Source organism: Nostoc sp. JL33 (assembly GCF_017114985.1).
In the GTDB taxonomy this organism is placed as follows: domain Bacteria; phylum Cyanobacteriota; class Cyanobacteriia; order Cyanobacteriales; family Nostocaceae; genus Nostoc.
The window spans coordinates 1-11,842 of sequence record NZ_JABXKP010000001.1 but is presented as its reverse complement, the minus strand read 5'-3'; the positions used below and the strand labels follow the sequence as shown (position 1 = coordinate 11,842).

6 protein-coding genes are annotated in these 11,842 nt (G+C 44.8%); all 6 read right to left on the bottom strand.

Features of this window, described 5'->3' with window-relative positions; translation table 11 throughout:
- Positions 1 to 136 precede the first annotated feature (136 nt).
- Positions 137 to 2,257, bottom strand: a complete 2,121-nt coding sequence (locus HWQ23_RS00030) for a DEAD/DEAH box helicase (protein WP_292822743.1) — start codon at positions 2,255 to 2,257, stop codon at positions 137 to 139.
- Between the two features lie 2 nt (positions 2,258 to 2,259).
- Positions 2,260 to 3,579 (bottom strand): BREX system ATP-binding protein BrxD, encoded by a 1,320-nt coding sequence (brxD, locus tag HWQ23_RS00025; protein ID WP_292822742.1) that lies wholly within the window; start codon positions 3,577 to 3,579, stop codon positions 2,260 to 2,262.
- A gap of 42 nt (positions 3,580 to 3,621) precedes the next feature.
- Entirely contained in the window at positions 3,622 to 4,563 is a 942-nt protein-coding gene (locus HWQ23_RS00020; protein ID WP_472850377.1) for a PglZ domain-containing protein, read from the bottom strand.
- On the bottom strand, positions 4,560 to 5,897 hold the full coding sequence (gene pglZ, locus HWQ23_RS00015; protein ID WP_292822740.1) for a BREX-6 system phosphatase PglZ: 1,338 nt from the start codon (positions 5,895 to 5,897) through the stop codon (positions 4,560 to 4,562). The genes HWQ23_RS00020 and pglZ overlap by 4 nt, the downstream gene beginning before the upstream one ends.
- The gene (pglX, locus tag HWQ23_RS00010) at positions 5,894 to 9,865 is read right to left on the bottom strand and encodes a BREX-6 system adenine-specific DNA-methyltransferase PglX (RefSeq protein WP_292822739.1); all 3,972 of its coding nucleotides are present in this window, start codon (positions 9,863 to 9,865) and stop codon (positions 5,894 to 5,896) included. The genes pglZ and pglX overlap by 4 nt, the downstream gene beginning before the upstream one ends.
- Positions 9,866 to 10,038: 173 nt before the next feature.
- Positions 10,039 to 11,842: hypothetical protein (locus tag HWQ23_RS00005; protein ID WP_292822738.1), on the bottom strand; the 1,804-nt coding region annotated here is incomplete at its 5' end.

Sequence of the window (11,842 nt, the reverse complement as noted above, 5' to 3'; positions counted from 1 at the left end):
AGCCACTCAATTTTTCCATTGTTAATACTGCTTAATTCTTAACCGAAAAGTATTGCCATCACTGTGCAACTGGCTAGAAATGAACAAAACCAAATAGAACCTCAGAAGATAAAAGATGTAGATAGTTAACATTTATCTAGGAGCGATCGCTTGTCTGCTTTAAAAAATTAATTACTCCACCGATATCTAGTAAATAATTGCTAATCATCTCTAAAGAGTAAACTTCAGGTAATGCTCGTTGAAATTTACTTAAGCGATACTCAGGTAATTGCGAAAGGATGAAGCGCTGGGTAGCTGGAGTTTCCCAAAAGGTAGGAGTACTCATCTGAGCGATCGCTAAACTTAAAGTTGCATAACCAACACTATCGCCTTCAATTTTTAACTTGAAGTTATCAGAGGTAATCTTCCAATCATGGTGAAATTGCAGACCGTATTTGAGGGTGTGATTAATTTGTCCACCTGCGAAAGTCCACCACAGCGACCGATCTGTTTCTAATTGGATGCTTGATTGAACTTCTGTTATTAATGGTCTGAGGTCAGAACGGTACTCATCTAACACAGCTTGTGTCTTAGCATCAATGTAAGGAATAGTACTTTCTGATTGCAATATTTCCGCAATTTGCTGACAAAGTTCAAAGCCTAGTAGCTGTGGGGCAAAGCCACCCCAGCTTGGTTTTTTACCACGGGGGGCTGGAACAACTCCAACTGTGCGTTCCTGATGGCTAACGTGCATGACTGTCCAAGCCCGACCGCCGAGAAGAAATGAACTCATCTGTGCAACTAATTTATCGACAAAAGCTTGCTCTAGAGAGCCTACAGTGTAACCTGTTGGTGTCTGAACTTTATAAAGAACTGGGCTACTAAAAACAGCGTAAAGTTCCATGAAGTTTTTACGCCCAAACACTCGTTCTGCTTTTTCTCCCATCGACAGTAGCCCACCAGCTAAAAAGAGGAAATCCTCCTGAATCATGTGTTTGATCAGTATTTCAAATTCTGAGTGGGTTATGCCTGAAAAATCAGGAACTACTGAGAGTTGCCCCCAGCAGAGTTCTGGGCTAATGCCACCAAATTGGAGAGTAAGTGCTAGTAGCTGATGTACAAGTACGGGCCATGCGCGTGTCTGATTCGGTATAGATTCGACCCAACCTTTCCTAGCTAGTTCAATGATGGCGATCGCTTGCAAAACTGTCTCTACATTTTCACAGAAAAATGTAGTATTAGCTTGTTGCCCTGTTCTCCGTCCAGTGCGGCCCAAGCGCTGGAGGAAAGATGAGACAGTAGAAGGGGCATTAGCTTGCAATACTAAATCGAGATCGCCAACATCGATGCCCAACTCTAGAGTGGAAGTGCAAATAATGCTGGCATTTGTCCCTCTGTGAAAACGGTCTTCTGCGGCTGTTCGTTCTTCGAGGGAGACAGAACTATGGTGGACAAAGACATCTGTACCTCGGTTACGCATCCGTTCGGCAATTTCTTCAGCCAAAGAGCGACTTTGGCAAAAAAACAGGCTTTTTTTGCTCTGCGTTATCTGACTGGCATCTTGAGCGATCGCACCTAGTGTATCACGCAGATAAACGCGCAAATCCTTTTTCGAGGGAACTTTGGGCGGATCGACAACGCAACCTGGACGTTTTGATGTACCTTGGAGCCAATGCAAAATATCTACCGGATTACCAACGGTGGCACTAAGTCCAACACGCTGCACATCGTTATTGGTGCAACGAACTAGCCGTTCCACAACGGACATGAGATGGGCACCTCGGTCTGTACCAGCTAGGGCATGAACTTCATCAATTATTAAAGCACGCATATCGCCAAAGATTTTTGTGTGGGGGACTTTGGCGGATAGCAGCATCACCTCTAATGACTCAGGAGTGGTCATCAATAGTGCTGTCGGCTCTTTAATAAAGGCACGCTTTTCCTTATCTTTAATATCCCCATGCCAAAGAAAGCGCCTTAGACCAACCATTTCGGTGTAATGCCCCAAACGTTCAGCTTGATTATTCAACAAAGCTTTAATCGGTGCAATGTATATTAGTCCAACTCCTTCAGGCTCGCGTTCCATTAGCATTGCTAATAATGGAAATATAGAAGCTTCCGTTTTGCCACCAGCTGTAGGGGCTAGAATAATTGCATTATTACCGTCGAGGAGTGTATGTCCTGCCAGTTCTTGGACAGGACGCAGAGAAGACCACCCTAAATTGGAGACAATAGCGGCTTGCAAACGGGGAGGAAAACGAGCAAAGGCTGAAGTCATGGCTAGAACTCCACAGCTGCGTAACCTTGAATATCCGCAGGTTCTTCGTCAAAATAAGTACGACCTTCACGGATGAGCAATTCTACTTCATTTAAATCTATAGGTTCAAAACCTTCTGCACTCATCGGGTCAAATTCATCATTTTCTGCTGCTAAATCAAGGATGTTGACGAACTGGCGCAGAAATTGTCGAGGAACCACCCCCACGTCTCCCTTAAAGCCAGCAGTAACTTTGGTAACTAGCCGTTCAATAAATTCTGAAGTGACTTTATTGACAATTCCAGTCCGATTAGCTGTGGGGTAAATTTCTCGCAATTTGAGTGCTACCTCTTTTAGACGGCGTGCATCAAAGGGTTTGAGTTCTAGCTGGGGTTGGCGGGGGTTAGCAAAACCAGCAAGAGTCAGAAATTGGATACGGTCATGCAGAGGTTCTAGTCCAGCAACTCCGCGTTTAGTATCAAAAAATTTAGGTGTACCCGTATAAATCCATAACAATCCTCTGTAACGGTCGGCGGCATCACAGATTTGGCGAATTCCATTTAAAGATTTACCTCGACTATCATGCCGCATTCGCAGTACTGTTTCTACTTCATCAATGACAATAACCAGTCCCTTGTAGCCTGCGGCTTTGACAATTTCGAGAATACCGTGCAGGTAGTCTAGGGCATCTCGGCTAGCAATATCTCCCTTAATGCCTGCGGCTTTTTTAGCGGTAGCAGCCACATTTTCACTACCAGAAAGCCAAGAAAGCAAGGCGCTGGCTTCAGCAATTTCACCTTTCTGCTTAAAAGTAAAAATAGCACGGAGAACTCGTGCCATATCTTCTGGAGCTTTACCGCCTGTAAGAGAAGCAAGTTCTTCTTCTATGCGTTGCTTTACTAAAGTATCGAACTCATCGCTGTTTTCATCTGCCCCACCAGCAATCAGTGCATCTTCTACACGCGCAATCCAGCGATCGATAATATCGCTTAAAGCACCTCTAGGACAAGAACTAGTTCCCAATTCCTGAACGACTTTGCGATAAACATCATCGAATTTGTAAAAGTGCAAATCGTTATCAGAAACGACAACAAAACTGGTGGCAAAGCCTTGAGCTTGGGCATCAAGGATGGCTAGACGGGACATAAAAGTTTTACCACAGCCGTAGCCACCGCGTAAAAACTTGAAGACACCTTCGCTATTAGCTGCCAGTTGAAATTGGCGATGAATTTCTGTTCGCTGTTTGTCAATACCGACAGCAAAGGCTTCTAAACCTCGTTCTGGAACAACGCCGGAGCGAAGACGCTCAAAAATATGCTCAATATCTCGTTCACTGATTGCCATAGTTGATTTTAATTAATACGTTTACTTTTATACATTAATCTGTTAATTTTGCTTGACATAGCGTTTACCGTTGCTGGTTGTTTCAATCCTGACTGAGAAAGGAACCTTCTTCAGGTGTTCCTCAAAATCTAAGGAGAAACGCCGCACCAGTCTGGCTGAACCAAGAATTTGGTTTAGTTCCGATTCTGTGATTGAACCGTGTTGCTGGAGGTGGAAGAATACACGCCTAACGGTTTCATCCTCGAAACTATCTTGCCAGTCAGTATTTTTGGGTAATTCGGTAGCCGCAGAAACCTCACCCTGGATCAATGACCCAGAGACATTGAAATAAGTTTGAGGAACTATTGACTCTACATCTTCAACATTATCTGGGTGATAAATTTCCAGACGGACACGCTCATCTCGCTGTCCCTTGAGGTCAAAAAGCACCTCAATCCAATCTCCTTCGACGGCAATTTGGAGTTGCTGATTTTTGACTTCTGCACCAGGGGCATCCTTAATTGTAACTTGGATATCAGGTCGCTCTGGTACGCGCAAAGCGACATTAATTTCCCTGGCTCCCACAAAACTAAGAACGCCTTGGGCAACAGGCGCGGGTTTAACCCTAACCCGAATCCGGCTACAGTCTAAAATACTTGGCTCTGGTTTGGCTTCAATGAGATATTTCACCATTGCCAAATGAGACTGATGACGATGGGATACTGTTAGTACAGGAATAACTCGCTCTTGAAGGCTATTCCCACCATGTACAAAGGTAGCACCAGGATTGCCAGTGGCAAAAACAGCAGTATCTTTACGGAATAGTAAGTAACCTTCTTGTCCTTCGTATTTGAGGGCATTTAAAGAAACTGTTACCATTTCTTCTTCGGAGCGGGGTTCTTTGGCAAGAATATAACGGCGATTGGAGTCACGATAGGGTTTTTCTTGGGTGGTTTGGTCTTGGAGGAGAAATCCGTGGTCAGCAGTGAATACAAACTCATTTATACCAATACTTTTGAGGTGGTTCCAGGCTGATTTGATTTGTTGAAGCCAAGTTTCAAACGAAGTTTATCGGCAGCTTCTAGGAGTTGGGCGAAGTGGGGTAAGGTGGGTTCTAGGAGTTTTAACCTCTGTTGCTCAAAGCGGCGATGTGCTTTGTCTACTTCAGAGCCAGTTTGTGTATAGTATTCTAAAGCTTCTCTGAGGGTTTGTTTGCCCTTAAGCTGCCCCGCACCTTGAATCATGTAACCCAAAGTGGCTGCATCTTTAATTAATGACCATTCTAATCTGCGAGTGCGATCGCGTTCTAGCCAAAATGAAGCAGACTCGGTGTGAGATTGTGACCATTGTAAAGCTTTCTTAAATTCCCCAGTCAGTAGTGCTTGTACAGCACCCTGTAAAATGGCGGTTTCTTCCCACTGGAAGGTTTCAAATTGTCCCAAGTCTTCGGGGCGAATTTGATTAAGTTCTTGTTCTAGATGGGATTCTACAATTGCTGCTTTGGCTGCATAAATATCTGGATGACGTTTTCGCAGATATTCAACAAGTTGCTTGCAGGTCTTTCGCAAGGGTAGAGAAAGTTGGGTCAGGGCTTGAAGTGCATCAAGATGAGGTGGGCGAGTGAGGTCATGGACATACTCAACGCACATCAGCCAAGCAGCGAATGTTTCGCCCAGACCGAGGAAAGATAGGGGTGTGTCGCCGTGAAAGAAGCACACAAAGGCTGTGTTCATCCCTGTGTGACGGTAGAGATGTTCTGTTAAGGTGTTGAGAGCAGTTTGGTCGCTGATTCTCGATTGCAGTACTTTGTCTTCGCCCAGGATACCGTCTACAATCCACTCCAAACTGAGACTTGTTAAATAAGCCGCTAGTCCGTCCTGGGGTTGGGAAAGGTTATTTTGCAGCCACACCTCGGCAGATGGTAAGTCTGTGATGCCATTGTTAAGGTAGTTTTCGATACTAGCAGGGTTAATGCGCCCTGTGACTGCTTCCCGAATTAATGTGTCAAAGGCTTTGCGGAAACGGTAGCCGGCGCGGTAAAGTTCCAGAATAGGAGTTTTGCGGATAGTTTCTTCCGTATGACCGGGCATGTGAATTAACAATGGTTCGGGGTCAAGTCCATTGCCATAAGTTTCCAGGGCAAGTACCATCTCTAAGTAACTGCCGCGAAAGCCAACGACTGGGGCAAAAAAGTCACCACGGTTATAACGGGTGATTAACTCATCAACATAACTGTTGTAGTACCCGTCTTTATCTAGCCAAATAACGATACCGCGTTGACGCAGTTCTCGCTTCAGTTCTGCTTCTAAAACTGCGGTAATTGGACTTAATTGACTCATGCGGCCTCCTCTTCTAGCTCAAACAGAGGGCCGTAATCTTCCTCTTGGGTTTCTTCTTTTTTGCGTTTGCGTTCCCGTCGCTTCTCTTCTTTCTCGATAATTTCCTGCACTAGGTGGGTATTTTCTCTAGCAAAGGCTAGGCGCAAAATATCAGAGTTTGTTTCCTCAATAGTAAAATCTTCAGAAATTTCATCTTGCAACCGCAATTCCCACTCGTAAGCTTTAGTTGGGTGATATTTCCAAAAGCAGCCGTGGGCTACGGCGAGGGAAGGATCTTGTTTGCATTTACCATCAACTCGTTTGGGAAAATAACGGGCGGCTAAATGTGACCAGTCATAATCTTTTTTTCCTTCGGCGTTGCAGAGTTCTGACCACCATTTTTTGGGTTGGTTCCACTGGGGTTCGAGTAAGGGCCAGAGGGCTGCACTATTGACCATCACACCGTCGTCCAAATCCATTTTGAAACGGGCATCAACTTCGCGGGGGATATCTCTAGCGTTAGTTTGGGGTGGTCCTTGTTCCGCGCACTGTCTCACGAGGTCGATAAATGCTTTGAGTTCCTCGTGGAGTTTTTGTACTTCGCTGTAGCGTTCTTCGGCTTTTGCTTGTGTTTTTTTATCGCCTTGATGTCTTGCTGTGGTCAGGTCGTTGAGTTCGCCTTCTAGTTGACTGAGTTCGGGGATGAGGTAGTCTGCTAATAAAGTTTGCAAAGTGTTGTCAGCCCAGCGATGAATGCTGACAAAGGCAACGAAGTTTTTACGCGGAGATGAAAGGGGAAAGTAAATTGGGCGGCTTTTGTACATCCCCAAGTGAACTTCTTTAAAGAAGGATAACTGCAACCATTTGCGAAGTTGGGTTCCTTTGGCAATAATTGAGCCGTACTCGTGCCAAGTTTCTTGGATGGGTTTACAGGCTGGGTGTTCTAAGCTGTCTTTTTCAGAGTAGGCGGAGAGATAAAGGATACCGTGAGGGAGTGCAGTTGCGGGGGCTTGGTTGAGGATACCTTCGCCATTTGCATCAAATCGCCCTAATGCTACACCGATCGCATAGGATACAAAATTGGTTGGGGGTGGATCTTCGTAGATGGGTTCGTAGTTTGGTAAAAGTGTACTGGATTCACGGTCTACTGCTGTTTGCGCCCATTCTTGGGCATAGTTCCAGGCAGATGCACCTGGTTTTTTGAATTCTACAGATGTTTCACGGGCGGCTTCGTGTTCGGTGAAGGCTGCATCTAGTTGGGTGAAGATTTCTTCAGATGATTCTATGGGGAATAGGGGGAGACGTTTAATATCTCCAACTTGAAAGTGAACCGTGGGATTAAGAGCTACCAAAACCCCTTGAGCAAGTTGAGTGTTCATAAGACAAGTAGCTGTTGCTATATGCTCTGGAAAAACTGACTGTCCCATGACATCAAAAACACTTCTAAATCTATGAAGCCTTGCTTTGAACTTAGAACCAATAGCAGCAACGGCTACTCCAGATCGAAAATAATATTGCTCATTTTGAGGTCGTGAAGTTTGTTTCCCGTCACGCTCCATTAACTTTACAGCTAATGCATTTGGCTCCCAAAGTAAAACATCTGTAATTGGTTCAAACCAAACTTTACCAGCCGCACCTTTGATATAAGGAACCCATTTATTTTGAGGAAGGTTAAAAAGAGGAACATTTGCAGCACAAATCAAGAGTTCAGAAAGTTTAATCTCCCAAGGATGTCGCAAAAAACGAATGTTGTTAGCAGTTTGCAACCCTACTTTGACATCAGTTTCATCTCCCATCTTGGATGTTTTAGCATAGCGTTTGAGAAAATCTTTATTCCACCAATAAACCAGAGGCTTTTCTTTGATAACATCAAAGCGATCGCTCCAAAATTCAAATCGTTTTGCTTGAGATAATAGTGCTGCCAGCTTTCTCTCTATATTTCCTGCTGTTTTCAAGTCTTCTGGTGTTGGTCTAAATGCAATACTAATACCTGAATTGGGAGAAGCTTTATAAAAAACACTCATTGCAACAGATAAAATTACCTGTGCTGCGGATACTTCTGTAAATGCTCCTGTTTCTAAATCTCCTATCAATCGAAGATCAAAATTTTCTACTAAATATTCCCGAATCGGCGTATATTGTTGAATAAACATCCAATTCCGCATTGTCAACAAGGCAGAGATACCCCCAACTTTTGCTAATTGCAAACCCCGTTCCAAAAACGCTGCATACAAATCCGCCTTTCCTTTTGGGTAATTCTTCGTAATATACCCAGCATCCGCCATCTTACTCGTCCCCTGATACGGCGGATTCCCAATCACCAAATCATAACTATTCTCACGCACTATGCGGATAAATCTGATACCTGCTGCCAACTGCTCACCCCGCAACCGCAAACCCAAATCATCGCCACTGCTACACCGAGAGAGAAATTGCTCAAGTTTATCGAGTAAAGAAGCTTTCGTCTGCTGAAAGTTGAAATCTGGTTTTTGCTCACCAAAGCCTGCAAAAATATTCCCTTGAACTGCCTGCTGAAACTGACTTTCATACTCACTAATTGCTGCATCCACTGCCGTATCTACCTTCAACAGCGTTCCTAAATGATCTGCTCCCTGTAAAGCATATACAATCTGATTTGTCAACTTTTCAGGAATCCCCGTCGCTTCCGTCACCTCTCGCCGCAACTCCACCAACGCCGGATCATCTGCTGGTAGGGAGGCCAACTGGAGATTAGATGCAACCAAATTCAGATGTTTAGGACTTGCTTGAGGAGAAAGCAGCCGCGCCTTCAGTATCAACGCCGCCGCCGCAATTTGTATTGCTCTGGGGTCAATATCAACACCATATAAATTGTTCTCTAAAATCGACTCAACAATTTGGCGATCGCTCCAATTTTCTCCACGATGCCTTGCCTCTTCCTGATAAAGTGTAAATAACAATCCAAAGGCAATTACCAGAAAATGCGCCGAGCCGGTGGCAGGGTCAAGAATTTTTAGCGATCGCACACTCTCTGGTGCATGAGTGACTGCATCTGCGGTTAATGGTTGGGGAACCCAATATTTCCAATTTTCTTCAATTCCCGGTTCAATTGGCATTAATGCGTCTAAAGCCACCTCTGTTCGTTCGCGCTTTTCTCGCCACTCTTTACGCCTTGCTTCTAAACGAGCTAAAGTTCCATCTGCCTCAACCTCAGCCGTCCAACCGTGCTTTTTGCACATTGCCAGCCACATCTGCCCCAAACTGTTATGGAGTAACCACTCCACCATGTAACGCTCTGTAAACATTTGGGTTTTACTGGCAATTTCATGAGGTTCTACCTTCCCACCCCCATTTAATTTGGCATCTAGGGCTTCTCGTTCTGGGTCGTTCCAGTATTGATAAACCCACCCCAAAGTTGTATCATCCAGCCAAACATCCTTTAAATCAGCTGCATCCAAAGCCTCAATTGCTGCTCTCAAGGTACTGGCTGGAATTGGGAATAGTGCTGTCACTCCGACATTACCAAACAAACCAGGCAATTCCTGAGCCAGTTCATCGTAGAGTAATTGCAGTAGTGTTCCGTATCCTTCGGTTTCATCCTTGCACAAGTCCGGTGCAAAATCTCGAAACTCCCGATAACCCCGACTCTGCCAACCTCCGGTTAATACAGCAGGTTTAATTAATCCGTGTGCTTCCATCTGCTTAATTACTACCAGCCGATTGAGCAAAGTTGCAGCTGCGAGCTTGACAGCCGTTTTCAAATAGCGATCGCGTATCTCATTTTCTTGTTTCTTACTTTTACCCTGACTACGGGATTGCTCATCTAGCCACTGTTCCAAGCGTTGTCGTTTCACCCGTTGCTCTTCTGCTAATCCCGCCTTATTTAAGGTTGTAATTGATAATCGATAGGTGCTTTCTATAGCGTTTTGCAAATCAGTGAGCAAACGTTCTCTTAAAGCACGAATTGTACTGGATAATTTGGATTTAGCTTCAGGGGTGAGATAGGACATTGGGAATAGGGAATAGGGAATAGGGAATGGGGATTGGGGATTGGGGGTTGGGGGTTGGGAGTTAGGAGTTAGGAGTTAGGAGTTGGGAGTTGGGAGTTGGGAGTTGGGAGTTGGGAGTTGGGAGTTGGGAGTTGAGTATTTATGCTTCTTATTCCCCATGCCCCATGCCCCATTTAAGATAAGCGAATGCGAGTATTGGGTTTGAGTTGAGCTAATAACCGCTCTTTTAACTGGTTAACTAGTGCATCAATTTCTGCTTCTGTGCTGACTTCACGACCACTAAGATTTAGCGGTAGCTGCACCACTTGATCTTCAGTGACTTCAGACAACACATCATCAAGCCTGTTATTCGCAGTAGTCTCAGCCTTCTGGAGCTTAATTAGTGCTGAATCTTTGAGTTCTACCAAACTGGGGTAGACTGCATCCTGAGTTGTGTCATAGGCCGCTTCTTCAACGGAACGGAACACATATTCTCCTTGCTTTTCGTTTAATTTGATAAAGTTTTGGCGCTGTTTGAGTCGTCCTTGAATTGCTTTGGCTTGCTTTTCTTGACTCTCAATCAAGTTCAACCGCACGGCTTTGTAGTGCTGTTCAATTGCTTGTAAGTGAGGTTCTAAACTGTTAACGTCCCGCCAAGAGCGATCGCTATTTAGCTGTTCTTCTAAAGCTGCGATCGCTTCCGTAATTTCTGCCGAACGCTCAATCTGCTTGAGTTGAGCTACTTGGTTATCCCGAATATTAACTGCCTTAGTTATGGCATCTACAGCACTATCGGTCAAATCTGTCAAGGAAATACCAAGTTCTTGAATTCCATCTCGCAGTGCATCCAGATTTTTCTTAACTGCAATCACAGTGTCTTCAACTTGGCGAGAACGGGTACACTTTTCCAGGGACTCACGTAACTTGACTAAAGCTGGGGGTAAATCTGGTCGGTTTGGTAGTCGGTTGTACCGCCGTTCTAATTCTTGTAATCGTTTGATCTGACCGGGGAACTGTTGGAAAACCGCATCAGCGATCGCATCATTTTCCCGATCCAGTTCAACATCTAATGAGTCTTTGAAGAACTTACAAATAGCAATTTTGTCACGAGGGCTAATGCTCGTTTCATTGGGAGGTAGCAAGTCGGCACGTTTGATGTCCCGGTCTTTAGTGAACATATCCTTAGCGCCAGGGTCACGCACCGAGGTAATTTCTGGGCCCGTTTCGGGTCGAATCCGCACCTTAGTAGCCCGAAGTAAACCCACCAAGCAAGCCTTAACCACATCTGCGGGATAGCCGTAGGGCGGGCCACCAAAGTGAGTTAACAACACATTGCCAGAAACTCCGTTTTGGTCTTGAATGTACTGACCAATTCGGGAAGGAACTTCACCGCTACAGGTTGGCATATATTTACCTGCATCTAGTTCGAGTATGCCCAGCCCATCTTTCATAAATTTGTGGGATGGGCCGGATAAGTTCGGCTCTAAAAGTGGCGCTAATTCAAGTGGAGTAACTGCCACATCTACATAATGGCTGTAAAGATCCGGCAAAATGTTTTCCCCTATGCGTCCAAGCACAGTGGCAAAAGTTGTACCGTGTTGCTGCTTATCGATTTGTCGTCCCCGGAAGAAGATTTCACCATCCATAAAGGACTGAGCGATCGCTTTTTGCACTTCTTTCTCTAACACGTCACGGCGACTTTCTTCTTCTCCAAGTAAGTTTCTCTTATCTTTGGTCAGAGATTGCTTGCGACTTTCATACTTACTGATGATGTGCTGGGATTTGGCAAGTTCTCGTACTTGGGCTGCAACATTATCGCAAGTACCTACTACCCAAATTAGGCGATCGCGGAAATTTGAGCGATCGCTAGTTTGTATCCAAGTTGTGGGGTTTCGCTCTTCTTTATTAGTGAGATAGCGAAAATCAATAGTCAGCACAGCTGGCAATACTGCTCGGTTAAGGAGGAATAGAGGGTAAAACAAAGAAAAAACTGTTCGC

Excerpts from the sequence above, each read along its gene's own strand:
- HWQ23_RS00030 (WP_292822743.1), bottom strand. The coding sequence starts at position 2,257 with ATGACTTCAGCCTTTGCTCGTTTTCCTCCCCGTTTGCAAGCCGCTATT.
- brxD (WP_292822742.1), bottom strand. The coding sequence starts at position 3,579 with ATGGCAATCAGTGAACGAGATATTGAGCATATTTTTGAGCGTCTTCGC.
- pglZ (WP_292822740.1), bottom strand. The coding sequence starts at position 5,897 with ATGAGTCAATTAAGTCCAATTACCGCAGTTTTAGAAGCAGAACTGAAG.
- pglX (WP_292822739.1), bottom strand. The coding sequence starts at position 9,865 with ATGTCCTATCTCACCCCTGAAGCTAAATCCAAATTATCCAGTACAATT.